This is a genomic window from Vibrio sp. V15_P4S5T153 (assembly GCF_963874485.1).
In the GTDB taxonomy this organism is placed as follows: domain Bacteria; phylum Pseudomonadota; class Gammaproteobacteria; order Enterobacterales; family Vibrionaceae; genus Vibrio; species Vibrio anguillarum.
On sequence record NZ_CAWNHR010000018.1, the window covers coordinates 318,695 to 341,145 of the forward strand.

General features: G+C 46.0%; 21 protein-coding genes. 17 read left to right on the forward strand and 4 right to left on the reverse strand.

Annotation, left to right across the window (positions count from 1 at the left end):
- Window positions 1-39: 39 nt before the first annotated feature.
- The 5 genes from AACT42_RS16900 to AACT42_RS16920 all read left to right on the forward strand — a co-directional run bounded on the left by AACT42_RS16900 (window position 40) and on the right by AACT42_RS16920 (window position 4,960).
- On the forward strand, window positions 40-636 hold the full coding sequence (locus tag AACT42_RS16900) for a TetR/AcrR family transcriptional regulator (protein ID WP_038148298.1): 597 nt from the start codon (window positions 40-42) through the stop codon (window positions 634-636).
- Between the two features lie 84 nt (window positions 637-720).
- Complete coding sequence (locus tag AACT42_RS16905) at window positions 721-1,752, forward strand: NADP-dependent oxidoreductase (RefSeq protein ID WP_017046824.1); 1,032 nt, start codon at window positions 721-723, stop codon at window positions 1,750-1,752.
- Window positions 1,753-1,765: 13 nt separating this feature from the next.
- Window positions 1,766-2,380 carry a glutathione S-transferase family protein gene (locus tag AACT42_RS16910; protein ID WP_094131755.1) on the forward strand — a complete coding sequence of 205 codons (615 nt, stop codon included), beginning with the start codon at window positions 1,766-1,768 and terminating at the stop codon, window positions 2,378-2,380.
- A 145-nt stretch (window positions 2,381-2,525) separates the two neighbouring features.
- Entirely contained in the window at window positions 2,526-4,079 is a 1,554-nt protein-coding gene (locus tag AACT42_RS16915) for a YjjI family glycine radical enzyme (protein ID WP_094131756.1), read from the forward strand.
- Window positions 4,079-4,960 carry a YjjW family glycine radical enzyme activase gene (locus AACT42_RS16920; RefSeq protein WP_094131757.1) on the forward strand — a complete coding sequence of 294 codons (882 nt, stop codon included), beginning with the start codon at window positions 4,079-4,081 and terminating at the stop codon, window positions 4,958-4,960. Before AACT42_RS16915 ends, AACT42_RS16920 begins: the two co-directional genes overlap by 1 nt.
- 251 nt (window positions 4,961-5,211) lie before the next feature.
- Here AACT42_RS16920 and AACT42_RS16925 read toward each other — a convergent pair whose 3' ends face one another.
- Window positions 5,212-6,948 (reverse strand): SulP family inorganic anion transporter, encoded by a 1,737-nt coding sequence (locus AACT42_RS16925; protein WP_050934249.1) that lies wholly within the window; start codon window positions 6,946-6,948, stop codon window positions 5,212-5,214.
- A 217-nt stretch (window positions 6,949-7,165) separates the two neighbouring features.
- Between AACT42_RS16925 and AACT42_RS16930 the strand changes: the two genes are divergently transcribed.
- Window positions 7,166-7,822: an HAD family hydrolase gene (locus AACT42_RS16930; RefSeq protein WP_017044984.1), complete on the forward strand. Its 657-nt coding sequence runs from the start codon at window positions 7,166-7,168 to the stop codon at window positions 7,820-7,822.
- Between the two features lie 139 nt (window positions 7,823-7,961).
- Here AACT42_RS16930 and AACT42_RS16935 read toward each other — a convergent pair whose 3' ends face one another.
- From AACT42_RS16935 to AACT42_RS16945, 3 genes are all read right to left on the reverse strand, one after another.
- Window positions 7,962-9,197 carry a RidA family protein gene (locus AACT42_RS16935; protein ID WP_094166088.1) on the reverse strand — a complete coding sequence of 412 codons (1,236 nt, stop codon included), beginning with the start codon at window positions 9,195-9,197 and terminating at the stop codon, window positions 7,962-7,964.
- 445 nt (window positions 9,198-9,642) lie between these two features.
- Window positions 9,643-10,869 carry a DEAD/DEAH box helicase gene (locus AACT42_RS16940; RefSeq protein ID WP_064626554.1) on the reverse strand — a complete coding sequence of 409 codons (1,227 nt, stop codon included), beginning with the start codon at window positions 10,867-10,869 and terminating at the stop codon, window positions 9,643-9,645.
- Window positions 10,870-10,914: 45 nt separating this feature from the next.
- Window positions 10,915-11,667: a UTRA domain-containing protein gene (locus AACT42_RS16945; protein ID WP_094125826.1), complete on the reverse strand. Its 753-nt coding sequence runs from the start codon at window positions 11,665-11,667 to the stop codon at window positions 10,915-10,917.
- 212 nt (window positions 11,668-11,879) lie between these two features.
- Between AACT42_RS16945 and AACT42_RS16950 the strand changes: the two genes are divergently transcribed.
- The 11 genes from AACT42_RS16950 (at window position 11,880) to AACT42_RS17000 (ending at window position 22,360) form a co-directional block, all read left to right on the forward strand.
- Window positions 11,880-12,941: an ABC transporter substrate-binding protein gene (locus AACT42_RS16950; protein ID WP_094131655.1), complete on the forward strand. Its 1,062-nt coding sequence runs from the start codon at window positions 11,880-11,882 to the stop codon at window positions 12,939-12,941.
- 9 nt (window positions 12,942-12,950) lie between these two features.
- Window positions 12,951-13,754: an alkaline phosphatase family protein gene (locus AACT42_RS16955; RefSeq protein ID WP_017049310.1), complete on the forward strand. Its 804-nt coding sequence runs from the start codon at window positions 12,951-12,953 to the stop codon at window positions 13,752-13,754.
- Window positions 13,754-14,653 carry an ABC transporter permease gene (locus tag AACT42_RS16960; RefSeq protein WP_094131657.1) on the forward strand — a complete coding sequence of 300 codons (900 nt, stop codon included), beginning with the start codon at window positions 13,754-13,756 and terminating at the stop codon, window positions 14,651-14,653. Before AACT42_RS16955 ends, AACT42_RS16960 begins: the two co-directional genes overlap by 1 nt.
- Window positions 14,640-15,443: an ABC transporter permease gene (locus tag AACT42_RS16965; RefSeq protein ID WP_094131654.1), complete on the forward strand. Its 804-nt coding sequence runs from the start codon at window positions 14,640-14,642 to the stop codon at window positions 15,441-15,443. The genes AACT42_RS16960 and AACT42_RS16965 overlap by 14 nt, the downstream gene beginning before the upstream one ends.
- The gene (locus tag AACT42_RS16970; protein WP_017046834.1) at window positions 15,440-16,489 is read left to right on the forward strand and encodes an ABC transporter ATP-binding protein; all 1,050 of its coding nucleotides are present in this window, start codon (window positions 15,440-15,442) and stop codon (window positions 16,487-16,489) included. The genes AACT42_RS16965 and AACT42_RS16970 overlap by 4 nt, the downstream gene beginning before the upstream one ends.
- Window positions 16,490-16,493: 4 nt before the next feature.
- A complete protein-coding gene (locus AACT42_RS16975; RefSeq protein WP_017044976.1) occupies window positions 16,494-17,153 on the forward strand; it encodes an HAD family hydrolase in 660 nt (219 codons plus the stop codon).
- A gap of 91 nt (window positions 17,154-17,244) precedes the next feature.
- Window positions 17,245-18,207 (forward strand): HlyD family secretion protein, encoded by a 963-nt coding sequence (locus tag AACT42_RS16980; protein ID WP_088733085.1) that lies wholly within the window; start codon window positions 17,245-17,247, stop codon window positions 18,205-18,207.
- Window positions 18,207-19,133, forward strand: coding sequence for an ABC transporter ATP-binding protein (locus tag AACT42_RS16985; protein ID WP_088733084.1), 927 nt, complete (start codon window positions 18,207-18,209; stop codon window positions 19,131-19,133). The genes AACT42_RS16980 and AACT42_RS16985 overlap by 1 nt, the downstream gene beginning before the upstream one ends.
- On the forward strand, window positions 19,130-20,227 hold the full coding sequence (locus AACT42_RS16990) for an ABC transporter permease (RefSeq protein WP_013868268.1): 1,098 nt from the start codon (window positions 19,130-19,132) through the stop codon (window positions 20,225-20,227). Before AACT42_RS16985 ends, AACT42_RS16990 begins: the two co-directional genes overlap by 4 nt.
- Window positions 20,228-20,277: 50 nt before the next feature.
- On the forward strand, window positions 20,278-20,652 hold the full coding sequence (locus tag AACT42_RS16995) for a rhodanese-like domain-containing protein (protein ID WP_017049317.1): 375 nt from the start codon (window positions 20,278-20,280) through the stop codon (window positions 20,650-20,652).
- 154 nt (window positions 20,653-20,806) lie between these two features.
- Window positions 20,807-22,360, forward strand: coding sequence for a cryptochrome/photolyase family protein (locus tag AACT42_RS17000; RefSeq protein WP_094132414.1), 1,554 nt, complete (start codon window positions 20,807-20,809; stop codon window positions 22,358-22,360).
- Window positions 22,361-22,451: the final 91 nt, after the last annotated feature.

The following is a 22,451-nucleotide window of genomic DNA, read 5'->3' on the forward strand; positions in this document are numbered from 1 at the left end:
AACTAGACGACTGGTCTAATTTTAATTATAGTGCCGTCCATGAATACAAAAACCCATGATACTCGCCAACACATCCTTGAGGTCGGTTACCAACTTGTCGTAACCAAAGGCTTCACCAGCGTAGGCTTGTCTGAATTATTAAAAACCGCTGATGTGCCCAAAGGCTCTTTCTATCATTATTTTAAGTCAAAAGAGCAATTTGGCGAGGCACTGATTACGGACTATTTTCAGCACTATTTAGTACGGATTAATGCCCTTTTTGACCAAGAAGAAGGAAACGCCTATCAACACTTGATGCATTATTGGCAATGTTGGTATGAGCAGAGCAATGGCTTATGTAACGCACAGCGCTGCTTGGTGGTGAAATTAAGCGCTGAAGTTTCAGACTTGTCTGATGCGATGCGTATTGCTTTACTTAAAGGTGCAGATAGCATTATTGAGGCGGTCGGAAAATGTATCCAGCAAGGGATCGACGACGGCTCCATTCACGTACAACACAGCCAGCAAACCGCAGAATTGCTTTATAACCTTTGGCTCGGCGCAAGTTTGCTCAGTAAACTGCGTCAAGATAACCAAGGGCTTGCACAAGCGCTTACGAGCACCGAACACATTTTGCAAGGCCAGTGCCCTAGTTAAGATTTACCCCGCTATTTCGATAGCGGTTTTTTTGAAATCCAGACTAGACGACTGGTCTAATTTAAAATAATAAAGGACTCTCCAATGACTGAACAAACTAACCGCCGCATTGTACTCGCTTCACGCCCTGTCGGTGCACCAACACCTGCTAACTTTCGCTTAGAACATGCGCCTAAACCAACACCTGCCGCTGGTGAAGTGTTGCTGCGTAGTGTTTATCTTTCACTTGACCCCTACATGCGCGGCCGCATGAGTGACGCTAAATCGTACGCCGATCCTGTCGCAATTGATGATGTCATGGTAGGCGGGAGCGTGTGTCAAGTGGAAGTATCAAACCACCCAAAATTTGAGCAAGGTGAGTGGGTACTCGCTTATACCGGATGGCAGGATTACGCTATTTCTAACGGCGAAGGTTTACTCAAACTCGGTAAAAATCCAACCTCACCCTCATACGCACTAGGCATCATGGGAATGCCCGGTTTTACCGCTTATATGGGTTTGCTAGACATCGGCCAACCGAAGCAAGGTGAAACTGTGGTAGTCGCCGCCGCCACTGGCCCAGTAGGGGCAACGGTTGGTCAAATTGCTAAAATCAAAGGCTGCCGCGTGGTCGGCATTGCTGGCGGTGAGGAAAAATGTCGTTACGCTAAAGAAGTATTAGGTTTTGATGAATGTATTGATCACAAAGCTGACGATTTTGCAGAGCAATTGGCTAAAACATGTGCTCAAGGGATTGACGTTTACTACGAAAATGTCGGTGGCAAAGTATTTGATGCGGTTTTACCTCTGCTTAACACAGCAGCGCGAGTTCCGCTGTGTGGTTTGATTTCTCAATACAATGCAACGTCGCTGCCTGAAGGACCTGATCGTCTCTCTATGCTGATGGGCACCTTGCTTACCAAACGAATTCGCATGCAAGGTTTCATTATTTTTGATGACTACGGCCATCGCTATAACGAATTTGCTACTGACATGACTCAATGGCTAAGCGAAGGGAAAGTGAAATACCGCGAGCAACTGATTGACGGTTTAGAAAACGCACCACAAGCCTTTATTGGTCTATTGGAAGGCAAAAACTTTGGCAAACTGGTTATCCAAATCAACCAACCACTTTAATAAGGACCGCATAATGATCAAACTTCATCACCTTAATAAATCACGCTCTAAGCGCATTATCTGGTTACTTGAAGAGCTCGGGGTTGAGTATCAAGTGGTTCCATATCAACGTGATAGCGTGACCTTTCTAGCACCGCCCGAGCTAAAAAGCGTGCATCCGTTAGGTAAGTCACCTGTGATTGAAGACAATGGCTTGGTGATTGCTGAATCTGGCGCCATTACCGATTACTTGATAGAAAAATACGGCCAACACTTTGCGCCTCAGCGTGGCAGCGTGGAATATGTGCAATACCAGCAATGGCTCCACTTTGCGGAAAGCTCTGCCATATTGCCGCTGCTATTAAAGATGTTTGTTGCCAAAGATGGCTGCCAAACCAATTTCCTTGGTGGCTATGCAGAAAGCGAAACGACCAAAGTGATGAGTTATTTTGACCAGTGTTTAGCGGATAAACGCTACTTAGTGGCCGACCAACTCACTGGCGCTGATTTCATGATGTCATTCATTGCTGAAATATTACTGACCAACGGAGCGATTACTCACTTCCCGAATATTGAACGTTACTTAAAGCAGCTCGCCACTCACCCTGCTTATCTAAAATCGAACCAAATCGAAGCGCAATACGCCTAACCTTAGGTTCCTGATGACGCCACTTCGTTATCGTCGAAGTGGCGTTTTTATTTCCATTATGGAAATGACTACTTGATGTATTATCAATAGTGAAAAGTAACCAAGCACATTAGGATTAAACCACAACAATATAAGGGTTTAATTTATGGGCCATTCACTCGATACACAGCAACGCTTCCAAGCCATCGTCACTGACGCACACCTCTCGCCCAAACAAAAGTCACACTTCCTTGCGCTAGAGGCCGAAGCAAGCTTGCCCTATCTGAAACTCTCTCCTGAGTTGGCTCGTGCAATGGAACAAGGCATTATCTGCGATATGTTTGAGGGCCATGCACCTTTTAAACCACGTTACGTGTTGCCTGACTACGCAAAATTTTTAGCACAAGGCAGTGAGTATTTAGAGCTTTCGCCTGCCAGTAATTTTGATGAAGCACTCAATATGCTGACCATTTTGTACCATCACGTGCCTTCAGTGACCTCTATTCCTGTCTATTTGGGGCAATTAGATAGCGTGTTATTGCCCTATGTGGGCGAACTGAGCGAAGCGTCGATTTATCAAAAACTGAAGCTGTTTTGGATCATGCTTGATCGCACTCTGCCCGATGCTTTCATGCACGCCAACATCGGCCCGAGCGACAATATTATTTGTCGTACTATTTTACGTGTCGATGCTGAACTGAAACAGATCGCTCCCAACCTTACCTTCATGTATGACCCTTCCATCACCCCTGACGATTTACTGCGCCAAGCGACCGATAATATCTGTCAATGCAGTAAACCGCACATCGCCAACTATCCGATTCATGCTACCGCCTATGGCGAGCAAGGTTTTGGTATTGTCAGTTGCTACAACTCGCTTCCTTTAGCGGGTGGTTGCAATACTTTAGTCAGAATGAATTTAAAAGAGGCCGCGAAGAAAGCCAGTGACCGCCAAACATTCTTAGATCAGATTCTGCCCACTTACAGCCAATATATGATCGAGCTGATGGACGTTCGAGCTGATCATCTGCACCAACAATCTCACTTTTTTGAAGGTTTTCTGACTCAAGAAGGTTTGATTGAAGAATCTCGTTTTGCACCGATGTTTGGCATTTATGGCATGGCCGAAGCCGTTAATCTACTACTAGAAAAAGAGCAGAGTAACGCCCGTTATGGCCATGATAATATCGCCAACCAATTAGGTGTCGCCATTTCCGCCAAGCTGGCCAACATTGTACAGAACTCACCGGTCAAATATGGCTTCAACGGTCGTGCTTTACTACACGCGCAAGGTGGTATTAGCCTTGATCTTGATGTCACTCCGGGCGTGCGCATCCCTTATGGCACCGAACCCAACCCGATTGAATATGTACAAGCAACGGCTGGACATCATCAATATTACACCTCTGGTATCAGCGATATTTTAACTCTGGATGAAACCATAAAGGCCAACCCAGAGGCGATGTTCAACCTATGTAAAGGAGCCCTCCACTCTGGCTATCGCGAATTTACGGCCAACGTGGCTTCGAACGATTTAGTTCGCATTACGGGTTACATGGTGAAATTGTCTGAAATAGCGCAATTTGAGCAGCGCGGATCACGCACCAACACCACATTTCTTGGGGCAGAAGCGGCCAAAAACACGGCCGTACTCAAGCGAAAAGCACGCGTGGTTAGCCATGAAATGCAATCGGCTTATCAACCAAACTCTGTCAACTAATGGTGAGTGGAAAACAGCCGCTCCGAGCAAAAGTCAGCCGAGTGCTGACTTTCTCCTGCGTTGATGGCCCGGGCAACCGACTGGTCATTTTTATGCAAGGTTGCAACTTCAATTGCTTGTCTTGCCATAACCCACATACGATTCGTCACTGTCACCATTGCGGTGATTGTGTAACAACCTGCCCATCGCAAGCACTGCGCCTCAATGCTGACCAGCAAGTCGAATGGCTAGCGAATAAATGCACTCACTGCGATCGCTGTATTGAGCACTGCATGCACCAATCAAACCCCAAAATTCATCACTACAGTGTTGAACAACTCGTGGAACTTATCCGCCGAAATCATTATTTCTTAGCCGGTATTACCATTTCAGGAGGGGAAGCAACCCTACAACTTCCGTGTATCATCGCTCTTTTCAAAGCCATCAAACGTGATGAAGAACTGAAACATCTCAGCTGTTTTATTGATAGTAATGGCTCACTATCAGAATCGGGATGGGACAAAATATCGCCCTATTTGGATGGCGCAATGATCGATTTAAAAGCTTGGCAAGAGGAAACGCATCGGTGGCTAACCGAACGCAGTAACCATAGAGTGATACGCACTATTTTCCACCTCGCTAAACGGAATAAACTGCACGAAGTGCGACTGCTGCATATACCGGACAAAAGTGATTTAGAGACTGAAATTACCGAAGTGGCGCATCTGATTAACCAGTTGCCTGCGAACGTCAGCATTCGGCTCAACGCCTTCCAACATCACGGTGTGGTCGGCAAGGCCTTAACTTGGCAGCCATGCAGTGAAGGTGCAATGCTGCAGTTTCATCGAAAACTGGCCGCTCAAGTACAGCGAACTGTTTACCTGCCGACACGCTACGCCTAGCGTCGAAAACCACCATGCCCATAGGCTACCTATATTAGATTAATAACCCGTACCATTTTGCCTAATGCATAACGCTCACCTATGCTTATCCAAACAGGCACCAACCGTTTAGCAAAAGGCCGAGCACTCGCTCTCATCACATAAAAAGGAAAGCATCATGATTGAATGGGATTTCTTACATCTTTTCGATACTCAAGAGCTCTTTATCTTTTATTAACGAGAACCAATATTATTAACGAGCCAACCTCATTTTAAATAGCAGCCGCAATTTCACCTTCAATATCCTTTTGCGGCTCTTTTTGTACTGGCGGAACTTGCCCTTCTTCTACAGCGTGTTGGTAACATCCACTTAGCTTAATGGCTAAATACATGTCCGCACGAATCACCACGCCGCCATCACCCGTTGAAATTCCAGCGATTTCACACCATTTTCTCAAACTGCGTTTACGCCCCGCTAGCACTAAACGAATGCCTCGTTTTTTCAGAATGCTTTGCACGTCCGATAACATCGCCATGACGCTTAAATCTAAATGGGTAAAACTCGACACCGCATCAATAATCACGCACCCCACACTCATGCCCGCCGATTCAGTGTGAAATAAAATACGACGTTTAAAGTAAGGCGCATTGAAATAAGTCAGCGGAGAGTTGAAACGATAAATCACCAAACCCGGTATTGGTTTCGCCTTCGCTGACGTATCAATCGTGCGAATCGTGCCTTTATCATCCAAACCCAATGTTTGATCACTTGGCCGCATCACGGTGCGTAAGAACTGGAACAGACCCAGTAATACCGCAAGAGTGATGCCTGGGATAACGCCAATGACCAATACAGCGATGAAGGTTAAGCTTGCCAAATAGAAGGCGTCTTTATCACGCTTGTGTAAACTCCAAATCCCTTTCAGATCCAACAACGAGATAGACGCGATAATCAACACAACTCCCAATGCAGCAATCGGAATGTATTGCAGTGGCTGATACGCCACAATCGCGACAAATCCAATCACAATCGCTGCAATAATCGAAACTAATTGCGATTTTCCACCATTAGCGTCATTCACCGCCGTACGTGAATCCGCCCCACTGATGGCAAAACCTTGTGAAAATGCAGAAGCGATATTAGCTAAGCCAAGCGCGCGAAACTCTTTGTCGGCGTCAATATCGTAACCATTTTTTGCCGCAAAACTGCGCGCAGTGAGCATCATACTGACAAAGCTCACCATCGCTAAGTTCAAAGCGGGCATGACTAATTCACGGCTCACCCCTAGATCAAATAGAGGGGTTTGGAATATCGGTAACCCACCTTGGATTAAACCAACGACTTTAACGCCAAGATGTTCAGCGCCAAAAAACCACACCCAAAATGCAGCAGCGATGATAGCCAACATCGCTGCTGGCCAATTGGGCCTGACACGCTTACACAGAAAATAAACCACCACTGTCAGCGCACTTATCAATAAGGTTTGCCAATGCAAATCAATCAGTAAGGATGGCGCTTCCACGATACGCTCTAGTAGATATTGCTGCTCATATTTCAGCCCAAACACTTTAGCAAATTGACCCACGATAATGGTCAGAGCAACACCGTTTAACAACCCAAGTAAAATAGGGCGAGAGAGAAAATCGGCTAAAATACCGAGTTTGAAACGACTGGCCAGCAAACACCATACACCAGTCATTGCCGTCATTGTCATGACCAACTGCCAGTGTTTGAGAGGATCGCCCATCGCCAGCGGTGTCACTACCGCCGCAATCACTGCGCAAGTTGCCGCGTCTGGGCCTAAGATCAACTGCCTAGACGTGCCAAAAATCGCGTAAACCAACATCGGCAATACGCAGGAATATAAGCCGACAATCGCGCTTACTCCAGTGAGCTGCGCGTACGCTATCGCGACAGGCAGTGCAACCGCAACCACAGAAAGCGCCGCACGTACGTCATCCATCAACCAGCGAGTTTCATAGTCTTTCAGTTGGTGTAAACCCGGCATCCACTGTTGTACAAATGCACTATTCAAATTGCTTCCCCCCTCTTCTCGCAACAAGGTTTTCACATTAAGCATAACTCATTGCTAACAAACTAGCGCTTATAATTGGCTGATTTTATTGAAGTATGAGAAAAAGAAAAAGTGCAGGAAAAAGATCGCCTCCATAGGTCGACTTATGTGAAAATAGCCCACTCCATTTCACTCGCCTAAAGTTGTACTTATGAAATTTCAAGCTGCCATTTTTGATATGGATGGACTGTTACTCGACACGGAACGTGTCTGCCTTACGATATTCGAACAAGCTTGCCACGCAGTTGGCGTCCCATTTTTAAAAGAGGTTTATCTCTCGGCTATTGGTCGCAATGCGGCAGGCATTGAACAAGCACTGCGCGCAGGCTACGGGCCAGAATTAGACTATCCGGTATTACATACGGAGTGGCGTAAACGTTACGATGCCGTGGTGAAACACCAGGCGATCCCAGTGAAAGAAGGGGTTATCGAGTTATTACAATGGTTAAAAGCCAATCGTGTTCCTACTGCTGTCGCAACATCAACCCAAAAAGACGTGGCACAAATTAAGCTGCGCCTTTCAGGCCTTGAGCAATATTTTGACTCGTTCACAACCGGTTGTGAAGTGACACATGGCAAACCCGATCCTGAGATTTATCTACTCGCTGCGCAACGTCTTGGCGCTGAACCGACCCAATGCTTAGCCTTTGAAGATTCTAATAACGGCGTGCGATCCGCCGTGAGTGCGAATATGATCACCTACCAAATTCCTGATCTCGTCGAACCCAGTGAAGAGGTTTTGGCGCTTGGACACCAAGTGGTCCCCTCACTACATCACGTTTTAACGGCCCTAAAAAACAGTAATTGATCGGTTTTTCATACGCCGCCTGTTTGATTTCGATTGCCATAACTAAACAGCGTGATATTGGTATTGCAATTACAGATAGCTAACAAGTAACAAGGGGGTATCATTGATACCCCCTTCTTTAGTCAATAAGAAATATTCGTTAATATTTAGGTGGTGTACCTTCACAATTAGAAACTACAGCATCAATTTGTATTAACGCATCCATAGGCAGTTCTGAAACACCAATCACGGTTCTCGCAGGTAGCTCATGGTTAAAGAAGGTTGTGTAAACTTCATTGACAATATTAATGTCATCCATATTTTTTATTTGAATATTGACTTTAACAATATCATCCATAACATGCTCAACACTCTCTACAATATTCTTTATATTTTCTAAACACTGCTTAACTTGTTCTTTTATTCCACCAGCAACAACTTCATTATTTTTTGGAGATAAAGGTAACTGACCTGAAATATGATTATAATGAGAAAAAGCAACAGAGTGGGAATAGTCGACTTCAGGTGCATTCACGGTATTATTTGCTTCAATCACAAGTAAGCGAGTATCTTCAGGAAGCTGTGGCGGTGTACCATCACCATGTGACACAACAACATCAATTTGCACCAATGCATTCATAGGCAAGTCAGCAACACTAACTAGGCTTCGCGCAGGCACATAACTTGGGAAAAATTGCCCACAGACTTCATTGATGGCTTCTGCATCAGATATATTTTTAAGAAATATCGTTGTTTTAACGATATCAGCCATCGTATGACCAATACTTTCTAAGATAGCATTAATATTATTCAAACACTGTTGACTCTGTTCTTTAATACCACCTTGTACTATTTCTCCCGTTTTGGGTTCAATCGGCAATTGAGCCGAGAGGTTATTATAATGAGAGAAGGCCGCGGTTTGAGAGTATAGACCTTGAGGTGCATGCTCAGTATTCCTTGACACTTTGATGAGCTCACAAGGCGCTTGTGGAGCAGTGCCTTCACCGTTTGAAATAAGAGCATCAATTTGCACTAAAGCATCACTGACAGGTAAAGCCGCAACCGCCGCTATGGTCACTGTAGGAAGCGGCCCCTGAAAAAAAGTGGGGTATACTTTTTTGATGGCATCAATATCTGAAATATTCTTTACAAAAATATTAATTTTGACCACATCATCCATAACGTGACCAATACTTTCTACGATAGACTGTATATTATTCAGACATTGCTTTGTTTGGTCATTTATACAACCAATAACAATTTCACCTGTTTTAGGATCTATCGGTAGTTGTGCTGAAATATTATTATAATGAGAAAAAGCGACAGTTTGTGTAGAGACAGCACATATAGGTGCATTTTCTGTGTTTCTTGAAACCTTTACAATATCGGCAGCCATATCGAAATTTATCCTATTATTAGTAGAAATACGTATTTATATTTAATAAGTGTTTTTGATAAAACAATCAAAGTGGCGAAATGGTAAGTTAAAAAAATTTCAGTAAATGTGACATACATTAAAATATTATTTGACTAGAAAGTCATCGCTTATATTGATAATGATTGATTAACGACTAATTATCCAAAATCGTGTTAATAACGTGGATTAAAGAATATTTATCCTAGAAATGATTCTAAAATTGTGAATATAATCTCATGAAACTGAATACTGCATTTTCTTGATTTAATCCAATAATGATAGGTTGTTCACAATAAGCTGCTGAAAATTTACACATAAACTCGATTAATATGCCATTTCAATCGTGATAAATGCATAAATTTCCTGAGTCACTTAGTTTCCTTACTCCATCAAAACGCACAATAGCATGCGTATATTGAGCTACTTAATGGCTTGTTTTCTGTTGAAACTGCTTCACGCTGCGCTTTTGAGCACTGCGGCGGTTGGCTTGCTTATCGCGCGGTTTGCGCTTCGGTTCACCGCTAGTAGGTTGGTCTGTCACTGGAAAATCGGTCAACGCCTGCAGAGGTAAAGCGCGCTGCGTTAAGCTGCGGATAGCCTCCAGCGCTTGGCTTTCACCATGGCAGACCAGTGAAATCGCCACACCACCTTGACCAGCACGCGCTGTGCGGCCAACGCGGTGAATATAAACTGGCGCACTAGGCGGTAAATCAAAATTGATCACCACTGGCAGCGCGTCAATGTGAATACCACGCGCCAGTAAATCGGTGGCCACCAGTACATCCACTTGATTCGCTTTGAAATCGGCTAACGTTTGCTCGCGAATAACTTGATCTTTTTCACCATGCAAAGCTGCCGCACGAATACCCGCTTTGAGTAATTTTTTCGCGACCGCGTCAGCACTATCACGGGCGCTAATGAATACTAATACTTGCTGCCCAGCACGCTGCTTAATCAGAGCAATTAATGCTTGTGCTTTACTGCCCTTATTCACAAGGTAGAGCTGCTCTTCAATTTCTTCCACCACTTGATTGGCTTGATTCGCCTCTATCTTTACCGGGTTATTTAACACGGCCAATGCCACCTGTTCGAGATCGGCGGCGAGTGTGGCGGAAAACAACAACGTTTGTTTGGTTTGGGGCATAAAACTGAGCAGGCGTTGTACATCCGGCCAAAACCCCATCTCTAACAGTCTGTCAGCTTCATCTAACACCACACAGTGCATCGACTCCAATGAGATCAGTTGCTGTGTGAGTAAATCAAGCAAGCGGCCCGGTGTCGCGACGATTAAATGCGGTAATTTGGCCAACTGCGCAAGCTGCTCTTCTTGGGCCACTCCCCCGCATAAAGTGCATAAGCTAATACCCATTTTGCTTGCCACGGTACTCAGCTCTTGGCTGACTTGTTGTGCTAATTCACGGGTAGGAACAATGACAACGGATTGAATTTCAAGAGTATTAACTTCAATCCGTTGCAGTAAAGGCAAACCATAAGCTAACGTTTTACCACTGCCCGTCTGCGCGAAGGCAAGCACATCTTGCCCAGAAAGTACGGCTGGAATAGCCAATTGTTGGATTTTGGTCGCCGTGTGTCGCGACGCAGGCAGCGCAGCCATCAAAGGGGCGCTTAAGTTAAGCTTAGAAAAATTCATAAACGACTAGCAGGGTGAAAAAGGTTGCGCCGAGTCTAAAGCTATTCATTCTCCATCACAACTGTCGATACGGATCAGGACTGAATCTGGCCGCCAGTACTCAAATTCACAGTCCATGATCTCGCCATCTTGTTTGTAATTAACTCGACAAATTTTCATTACAGATTGGCCAGCAGCTAAGTTAAGCGCTTTTGCCACATGAAGAGGTGCAGCCGTAGGGATTACTTCAAAACGAGAACGCGTGGTGATGTAACCGTATTTTTGCTGATAGAGATGCGTTAACGAAGCGGTTAAATTTTCCTCTAATATCTTTGGAAACCACTGCGCAATCAGGCAGTTTTCGACAAACAGTACCGCTCGCCCGTCAATCGAGCGCAACCGTTCAATAATATGAATGGGCGTAATTCGGTCAATATCCATCGCTCTTGCATACTCACGAGAAGCCATCACGCTGCGTACCGCAACTAGCTTAGTTTCTGCGATTCGGTGCTGCTCGCGGATCATCTGGTGGAAGTGGCAACGCGATAGCGGGTTATAATGAATTCGCGCCGGAGAGACAAACCAGCCACGCCGCTCTTCTCGGTAAATCAACCCTTCGGTTTCCAGTGAAACCAAAGCGTCTTTAATTGTAATGCGCGTTGTATTAAACAATTCACTCAATTCACGTTCAGATGGCAGTTTTTGTCTGTCGCTCAGCATCCCACTGCAAATTTGCTCACGAAGGGTGCCTTTAATGTTACCAAGTTGGGTCTTTTCTAAAGGAGCATTTGCCACTGGCAAAGCGCTGCGAAATCTCATGCGTGACCTAGTCCAATATTATACAAAGTGAATAAACGTCTTTTAGGCTACTTAAGGCAGATAACAGATTTATGACAGGCTAATTGATTGAATTTGAAATAAAAGTGCAATAGAAAATCATCAAAAATGTCAAATAACTACACCGAAAACGTCACAGTTCTTCCCTAGGATAAAAATCGAACTTACTGACCTAGTCCAGAAGGATAGCGACAATGAAAACCTTATTTACCCGCGCAGCGGCTGCCACAGCACTTGCGCTGACTCTTTCAACTTCGGCTTTTGCTAAAGAGGCTGATTTACAATCTTTGATCAACGCAGCGAAACAAGAAGGCCGAGTGTACAGTGTTGGTATGCCCGGCAGTTGGGCTAACTGGCAAGACACGTGGAGCAATTTAGGTAAGATTTATGGCCTAAAACACCAAGATACGGATATGAGCTCAGCGCAAGAAATTGCCAAGTTTGAAGCCGAAAAGAAAAATGCGACCGCCGATATCGGTGATGTTGGCTTTGCATTTGCTCGTGTGGCGGTGAAAAAAGGCGTAACTCAAGCGTACAAACCGAGCACTTGGAATGACATCCCTGACTGGGCCAAAGATAAAGATGGCCACTGGGCTCTGGCTTATACGGGCACCATTTCATTTATCTCGAACAATAATCTAGTCAAGAATGCGCCAAAAACGTGGAACGATTTGCTCAAAGGCGATTACAAAATCAGTATTGGTAATGTCGGTGTTGCCGCGCAAGCAAATAATGCCGTACTAGCCGCTGCTTTTGCTCATGGTGGCAGTGAAAAGAACCTCGATCCGGCAATCGAATTTTTTGCCAAACTCGCCAAGCAAGGTCGCTTATCATTTACAGACCCAAGTATCGCTAACCTAGAAAAAGGTGAAGTTGAAGTGGCCGTATTGTGGGATTTCAACGCCCTAAGTTACCGTGACCAAATTGACCGTAACCGCTTTAGCGTTAACATTCCGCAAGATGGTTCTGTGATTTCCGGCTACACCACCATCATCAATAAATACGCCAAAAACCCAAACGCGGCCAAGCTAGCACGTGAATACATCTTTAGCGATCAAGGCCAGATCAACCTTGCACAAGGCTATGCTCGCCCGATCCGCAGCAACGTTGCACTGCCTGCTGCGGTACAAAGCAAATTGATTGCTAACGATCAATACCAGAACGTGAGCCCAATTAGCGACTTTAATGCTTGGGAAAAATCAGCTCGCCAATTGCCACGTCAATGGCAAGAAAATGTCATTATCCACCAGCAGTAAGAGGCAACCATGAACAATAAGGTGATCCTTGTTGTTCTTGATGGACTCAATTATTCCGTAGCCCGTGATTGCATGGGCTACTTAAACGGCTTAATTGAGCAGCAAAGAGCAACCTTATACTCCCTACAATGTGAATTACCTTCGTTATCGCGTCCTTTGTATGAATGTCTACTCACTGGCGTAAAGCCTGTCGAAAGCGGCATTGTTCATAACCACATTGTGCGCCTTTCACATCATCAATCCATCTTCAGTTTGGCAAAAGAGCAAGGGCTGACAACAGCCGCAGCGGCGTATCATTGGGTCAGCGAGCTCTATAACCGCGCGCCTTTTGATGCAACGCGCGATCGTTTTACCTGTGATAAAACACTCAATATTCAGCATGGCTGTTTTTATCACTGGGATCACTATCCCGATGAAGCACTGTTTTTAGACGCCGAACACTTACGTCGTACTCATCAGCCTGATTTTTTACTGATCCATCCAATGAATATCGATGATGCTGGGCATAAGTTTGGCCTTGATTCAGGACAGTATCGTAATAGTGCACGCATGGCCGATGCGCTGTTATCTCACTTTTTAGAAAGCTGGCTAAACGATGGTTACCAAGTGATGGTGACCAGCGATCACGGCATGAACAATGACAAGTCACACGGCGGAAGATTAACCGAAGAGCGCAACGTCCCGCTGTTTGTATTGGGCGATCAATTTTCGCACCAAGCTTGTGAGATCAAACAAACTGAGCTCTGCGGCCTATGCTGCCAACTGCTTAATCTTGATCACAATAAGCCCTTTTCTGCGGAGTGCTTAGCATGATCAGTAGCCAAGTTATTAGCAAGCCTAGCGCCGTGCTGAGCCAATCAACGCACTGGGCACGCAAACTCAAACCTGCGTTATGGCTTACTCCTTTTGCGCTGTTTTTCTACTTATTTCAGCTCGCCCCCATGCTGTGGGTTCTGTTCAACAGCTTTATCTCTGACGATCAATGGTCACTGGACCATTATCGCGAAATCTTCAGCTCATCCTTTATTTTACAAGGGCTGGGCAATAGTTTGTGGCTCGCCATATGGTCCAGCGTCGCTGGCCTTGCGATTGCGGCAATGTTGGTCGCCTCCTTACGCCGAGTCGATGGCAAGCTGCGCGATGGTGTGATCGCCTTTACCAATATGAGCAGTAATTTTGCGGGCGTCCCTTTGGCATTCGCTTTCATTATTATTCTTGGGGTCAACGGCGCACTGACTTTGCTGCTAAAGCAATACGGTTTGATTGAAGAGTTCAACCTATATGGCAAATGGGGGCTGCTGGCGATGTATATCTACTTTCAGATCCCTCTTGGCGTGCTGCTGCTCTATCCTGCATTTGATGGGCTCAGTGATGACTGGCAAGCGGCGGCGTCCACTCTGGGTGCCAACGGATGGCAATATTGGCAGAAAATCGCCTTGCCTGTGCTTTCACCAGCCCTACTCGGCACCTTGATTATCCTAATCGCCAATGCGATGGGCGCATATGCCAGCGTCTACGCACTCACATCCGGCAACTACAACGTCATTACGGTACGCATTGCCAGTTTAGTGGCGGGAGATCTGTTCTTAGAGCCCAATTTAGCCGCAGCCATTTCCGTGGTATTGATGCTAATTTTAGCCTTCATTACTGTGATCAATCAGTGGCTAATTGCGAAAAGCTATAGCGCAAGGAACACCCATGCAAAACGCTAATCCTACCCTTGATAAAATCACCTTTCATAAAAGCGTGGTCTGTTCCATCGTGGGAGTGATGTTGCTGCCCATTTTGGCCACCTTGGTTTATTCCTTTTCTTCACGCTGGGGCGCAACGATTTTACCCGATGGCTTCACCTTTGACTGGTATCTCAAACTGCTGACCGACCCTCGCTTTCTCGATGCATTTGGCCGCTCATTGCTGATTGGCATCGCTTCTCTGACACTCAGCGCGGTTTTGATTATTCCGGCGATCTTCGTGGTGTTTTACTATTTCCCTCGTCTCGATAAAGTAATGAACCTGCTGATTTTAATCCCTTTTGCGGTACCGCCTGTGGTCTCTTCAGTTGGATTACTGCAACTGTACGCCGATAGCCAATTTCCAATTGTGGGTACACCTTGGATTTTGATTGGCACTTATTTCACCATTGCGCTGCCGTTTATGTACCGTGCAATTGCCAACAGTTTTGAGGCGATCCATCTGCACGATCTCATGGACGCCGCGCACCTGCTCGGCGCAAGCACCAGCCGTGCTTTTTTACTGATCGTACTGCCAAACATTAGAAAAGGGTTGATGGCTTCGCTATTTCTATCCTTCTCTTTTCTACTTGGCGAGTTTGTATTTGCGAACATTCTGGTCGGCACGCGCTATGAAACCTTGCAGATTTATCTCTACAACATGCGTCAGACTAGTGGTCACTTCACCTCCGCGTTAGTGATGACTTACTTCCTATTTATCTTTTTACTGACTTGGCTCGCCAGTCGTTTTAGCCGAGGATCCACTCAATGAATTCCACGACCCACACAACCTCTCGCTCTGATTACGTCCACGTCGCCAACCTCACCAAACGTTTTGGCAACAATACCGTTTTTGAAGGGATTGAATTTTCCATTGAGCAAGGGGAATTTGTCACGCTACTTGGTCCGAGCGGCTGCGGGAAATCGACCCTATTACGTAGTTTGGCTGGCTTAAATCCCGTCGATGACGGCGAAATTTGGGTCAACGGTGAAAACATCACTAACCAAACACCACAGCAACGCGGCATTGGCATGGTGTTTCAATCCTACGCTCTGTTTCCAAATATGACGGTGGCTGAAAACATCGCTTTTGGCCTCAAAATGCAAGGGCAAGACAGAGCTTACATCGCGCGCGAAGTACAAAAAGTGGTCGAACTGGTTTCGCTGATAGGGAAAGAAAAACACTATCCCAACCAGCTCTCGGGTGGGCAGCGCCAACGCGTCGCTTTAGCTCGCGCCTTAGTGGTCAAGCCGCGTATTTTGCTACTTGATGAACCCCTTTCAGCACTGGATGCCAAAATTCGCAAACACTTGCGCCAGCAGATCCGTGATATTCAAAAAGAGCTCAATCTCACCACCGTATTTGTAACCCATGATCAAGAAGAGGCGATGATTCTCTCTGATCGTATTTTTTTAATGCACCAAGGTGAAATCGTTCAGCAAGGCTCCCCAGAAAGCATTTATACTCAGCCAGCCAATGAGTTTGTGGCTGGTTTTATGGGCCATTACAATTTAGTAGAGGCGGCCACCGCCAAGCAGTTGTTTAATATAGACACGGCTTGGAAAGTGGCTATTCGTCCCGAATCCATCTACGTCAAGGAAGCTGGGCGGAGCTATGGTGCCCATGTTTCTGCGCCGCAACATGGCACCATCAAGCATCACCAATTACTGGGTAACGTGATTCGCTACCATGTGGATGTGCGAGGCTGCGAGCTCACGGTCGATTTACTCAATCGTTCGTCAGAGCGATTATTTGCCACTGGCAGTCAGCTAGAATTACTGTTTAACCTTAACGAAATACAACCTGTGAGAGCCTAAATAGATGCCAACACCTCTATACGTTTTTGATATGGACGACACATTGATTGACGGCGACTGCGCAATGATTTGGAGCGAATATTTGGCCGATAAGGGCATAGCGAGCGACCCGGATTTTGTCGCGCAAGATAGGCTGATCATGTCACGCTATGCCAGCGGTGAAATGGACATGGAAGATTACCTCGATTTTGCGATGCAACCGTTGCTCACCCTGCCCACAGAGCAAGTCCAGCGCTTGGCAGACGATTGTGTCGCTACACGCATCGTACCTAGGCTATTTCCTCAAGCCAAAGCACTCATTAAACAGTTAACGGACGAGCGTATTCAAATGCTCATTATTTCGGCGTCGGTCAGTTTTTTGGTTAAAGCTGTCGCCCGTAAAATAGGCGTTGCAGAGGCGATGGGTATCGATATGGTCATAGAGAACAACCATTACACCACGCATATTTTGGGAACACCCACCTACCGAGACGGTAAAGTCACTCGCTTAAATGAATGGCTAGCTGAGCGCCCACAATACGTGGGTCAAGTGCATTTTTTCACTGACTCGATCAATGATTTACCTTTGTGTCTACACGCCGATTTCACCTATTTGGTCAACCCATGCACGCGCCTCATCCAATACGCGCAGCCCCAACAATGGCCGATATTAAAGTGGGGCTAATCACATCCTCTACTTTTGATGAACCATGTAGCTTGAGGCGCTGGCGGTAAACTTCTAGTATGAAGACAATAAGTTAACCGAGCCTCTCGCCATGAGCATGAAACACCGCATTGCCTTTATCTCTCTTTTACTGTCAACTCTCAATGCTTGCTCGCCGGAAAATAGCGCGCAAGCATTGGGCACTTTAGAGCGAGACCGCATCACTTTTTCCGCCACCGCCAATGAGATCATTCGCGCGCTTCCTGTCGCGGAAGGCAGCGCAGTGCATGCTGGCGAAGTATTGGTTCGACTGGATACCAGAAATCAGCAGGCGGTGCTGGCCCATGCACTCGCAGAGGCGGCCAAAGCGCAAGCGTATTTGCTCAAACTGAGCAATGGTGAACGCCAAGAAGACACGGCGGCCGCACAAGCCAAAGTCAATCGCGCGCAAGCCAAACTGACAGAGGCGTTGCAAAACTTCAAACGTGTGGAAGAACTGGTTGGTAAAAAGCTCCTCAGCCAATCAGAAAAAGACAGCGCCACCGCCACGCGTGATGCCGCTCGCGCCGAACTCGATTCTGCAAAAGAAGAGTTTGCTAAACTCACCGCTGGCACTCGCCCTGAAGATATCGAACAAGCGCAAGCGGCGCTGACCGCCGCCAAAGCCGACATCTCACTGCAACAGCAAAAGCTCGACGAGTTAACCATTGTCGCCACCCGCGATGGAATTTTGGATAACCTCCCATACAACTTGGGTGAGCGCGTCCCAAACAACGGCATTGTCGCTATCATCCAAGCCAGCCGCATCCCTTATGCTCGTGTCTACGTTCCCGCACCACATCGTTTAGCGGTCGTGCCGGGCGCACAGTTTCCAGTGCATATCGACGGTATAAAAGAGCCGCTGCAAGGCACTGTGCGTTGGGTGGCAACGGAACCCTCTTTCACGCCTTACTACGCACTGACCGAAAATGAACGCGCCCGCTTAATGTATCTAGCCGAAGTGGATCTGCCCGAATCCGCGCAATCGCTCCCTTCTGGCATTCCGGCGCAAGTCGATTTAGCGAGGCAAAAATAGTGACTGAACTCGCCATTCACGCCCGTAATGTGGTCAAAAAATTTGGTGATTTCACTGCGATTGAAGGCATCAATCTGAGTGTCCCCAAAGGAACCATTTACGGTTTTCTCGGCCCAAATGGTTGTGGCAAATCGACCACAATTCGCGTACTCACGGGTTTATTAAGCCCTACCTCTGGCTGTGTTGATGTGCTGGGGTTAGCGATCCCAAAACAATCCGAGCAATTGCGCCTAAAAATTGGTTATATGACACAAAAATTTTCGTTATACGATGATTTAACCGTCGAGGAAAACCTACAATTTATTGGACAAATTTTTGGTATGCCGCGCAAAGCATTGGCACAACGACTCAATGAACAGTTGTGCACTTATGGGCTTGATCAGCGCCGAAAACAACGCGTAAGTGGGATGAGTGGCGGCCAAAAGCAGCGCTTGTCACTAGCAGCCGCCACGATGCATAAACCTGAACTGCTGTTTTTGGATGAACCAACGTCGGCGGTCGATCCTGAAAATAGACGGGAATTTTGGGAACAATTGTTCGATCTTTCAGACCAAGGCACCACCATTTTGATCACCACTCACTACATGGATGAAGCGGAACGCTGCCACCGTTTAGCCATCATGGAATCGGGTTTAATTCGTGCAGATGGTGAGCCAGAAACCTTAATGAACACGATGGGCGTCAACATTGTCGAAGTCCGAGCCCATAATTTGCGCCAATTAAAAGAAAAAGTCATGGCTCGGGCGGAGGTTCGCTCTGCTGCGCAACTTGGCATCCGCTTGCGGATCCTTATTCATCAACAAGTCACACAACCTATCGCGTGGCTAAAAACAACCTTCCCTGAACTGGCTGAAGCTGAGATGAATCTAGCTCGCCCAAGTTTGGAAGATGTCTTTGTCACTGTGACTGGCAAGGGGCGTCAATGAAAGCACTGTTTCGAATGAAAGCGGTGATGGTGAAAGAGATACGCCAACTCTCGCGAGACAGAATTACGTTCGGCATGGTAGTGATGATCCCACTGATCCAGCTGTTGCTATTTGGCTTTGCCATCAATACTGACGTACGCAATATTCCGATCGCCATCGTTGATCAAAGTGAAAGTACCCTCGGACGGTTAATTGTAGAGTCAGTCAAAGCCACACAGGTTGTGAGCGTCAAACACACTTTTGCCACAGCAGAGCAAGCTGAACATGCGATTGAACAAGGTAACGTGAGAGCAGCGCTGATCCTGCCAAAAGATCTCACCCAGCGCGCGGTGCAAAAACGCGTGTTAGGTCAGTGGATTGTTGATGGCTCCGATACGATGATCAGTGCCTCCATTTTAGGTCTGCAATCCATGCCGCTGACCGATTTTGACTTTGACATTCGTCCAGCTACCGTCAAAACCTTTGAAGTCACGCTGTTTTATAACCCCACTCGCCGCTCTGCGGTTAATATCGTACCCGGTTTACTGGGGGTCATTTTAACCATGACGATGATCCTCTTCACCAGTGCCGCGATTGTGCGAGAAAAAGAGCGCGGCAATTTAGAACTGCTGATCACAACGCCAATTCACTCTATTGAGCTTATGGTCGCCAAAATTGTGCCCTATATTTTTGTCGGATTAATTCAGGTCTTCATCATCTTGGGCTTAGGGCATTTTATTTTTGACGTGCCCATTAATGGTGCGATCAGCCAAATTCTCTTCGGTACGCTGCTGTTTATCGCCGCCAGTTTGACCTTAGGTTTGGTGATTTCAACCATTGCTTCCACTCAACTGCAAGCTATGCAAATGACTGTTTTTATTTTACTGCCTTCGATTTTACTTTCTGGATTTATGTTTCCCTACGAAGGCATGCCAGTCGCAGCGCAGTGGATTTCTGAAGCGTTGCCTGCGACTCACTTTATGCGCATGATCCGTGGGATTGTGTTGCGCGGTGCTAACCTCATGGATCTATGGCGAGATGCATTATGGATGTTAAGCTTTACCGTCGGTGGGATTATCGTCGCGTCGTTGAGATTTAAGAAATCCCTTGATTAACGCCATTCACATTTGAAGACTAATTTTTAAGCCAAAAGAAGGAAACTAACATGTTAAAGTCACTGATGACCAAAGCGTTATTGTGTGTAGGCCTGATCTCCAATACCTCAGATGCATTGGCATCAGAGCGCTCAACGATAGCATGGCAATGGATTGAAAATGGCGCGCTTTTAGTCGATGTTCGAACCGCAGCAGAATTTGCAGCTGGCCATATTGAAGGTGCGCTAAACTACCCACTTGATACTGTTAGCAGTGCTTTTTCTCACATCGATAAACAACAACCGATTGTGGTTTACTGCCGCAGCGGCAATCGATCGGGCCAAGCCATGGCCTATTTACTCGAGCAAGGGTTCACTCAAGTACATAACGGCGGCGGTTTAGAAGAAATGATCATTCATCCTTCGGCAATAAAGCCGCTCAATTGATGTTAGCCTACTCACATTCACGTTATCGCTCTGTTTGTTCTTAATTGGCTCTCAAAGCGCAACAGAAAGACAGCGCTTGTTATTCGGCAACAATGATCGATTTTTTGATTGGAACGTAGAAGATGTTCGATAACCAATCTCAACGGTATACAGCATGCGAACGTACAAAACCTTACGCTTGATCCTAGGCGATCAGCTCAACATCAAGCACTCTTGGTTTAACAAAACGGATGATTCCGTACTGTACGTGATAGCTGAACTTAAACAAGAAACAGGCTATGTAAAACATCACATTCAAAAAATCTGCGCCTTTTTTGCCGCGATGGAAGCTTTTGCCGAATTATTGCAAAGTGAGGGACACCAGGTTCTCTACTTGACCCTTGATGAAACTGCCGATTATTTGCAGCTACCACCATTGATTAGTGATCTGTGTCATCAGATCAACGCAGAATATTTTCACTATCAGCGACCTGATGAATACCGAGTTTGGCAACAGTTGCAGGAGCTAAACCTCTCTCATACACAAGTGACTTGTTTTGATACTGAACACTTTTTATTGCCTTTTGACGAGATCACTCAGCATTTTAACACCAACAAAACCACTATTATGGAGCCGTTTTATCGCAAAATGCGTAAGCGATTCGGTATTCTTCTGCAAGATGATCATCAAACGCCTTTGGGTGGGCGTTGGAATTTTGATCACCAAAATCGCAATAAGCTCAGCGCGCAAGACATAGAAAACCTACCCAAACCACTTAGCTTTCAAAACGATGTCAGTGCAATTTATAACCGTTTACAGCACCATAATATTCACGTTTTCGGCCTGTATACTCCTTCATTGTTATGGCCGATTAACCGCTCACAAGCGCTGTCATTATTGGCCCACTTTTGTCAGTACGGCTTGCCGCTGTTTGGTCGCTTTCAAGATGCAATGACGGCAAAGAGCCCACATCGTTGGAGCCTCTACCATAGCCGGCTCTCTTTTGCACTCAACTGCAAACTACTATCGCCTGCAGAAGTCATTCAAAGTGCACTCATGCGATTTGAGAATGACAATACGATGGATTTAGCACAAATCGAAGGATTCATTAGGCAAATTTTGGGCTGGCGTGAGTACATTCGAGGCATTTATTGGGCGAACATGCCCCAATACGCCAAGCACAACGCCCTTGACGCTCAACGACCTCTTCCTCACTATTATTGGACAGGGGATACTCGTATGCATTGTGTTAAACAAGCCGTAACTCAATCACTGGAATTTTCCTACGCACATCATATCCAACGTTTGATGATCACGGGTAATTTTGCACTCCTATCAGGTTGCGAGCCGGATGAGGTGGATGACTGGTACTTAGGTATTTATATTGATGCATTGCAATGGGTAGAAATGCCCAATACCCGAGGTATGGCTCTGTTTGCTGATGGAGGAATTGTTGCCACCAAGCCTTATGCCGCAAGCGGCTCTTACATCAATAAAATGAGTGATTACTGCAAAGATTGTCACTACCAAGTAAAGAGCCGTAGTGGTCTAAATTCATGTCCATTCAATAGTTTATATTGGCAGTTCATGCTCACTCATCGTGAACGGTTAGCCAAAAATCCAAGGATAGGCATGATTTATAAAAATTGGGATAACACTGAAAACGCCACTCAACAAGCAATCTTAGATCAAGCTCAATACTATTTACACCATATTGAAGAGCTGTAGTTCGTCGGCTTACTGGTCACGTTTTGATTTATGCAATTTGGTGAGCACGCTGCAAGTAACTATAATCATGCTATTCGATTAAATATCAGTG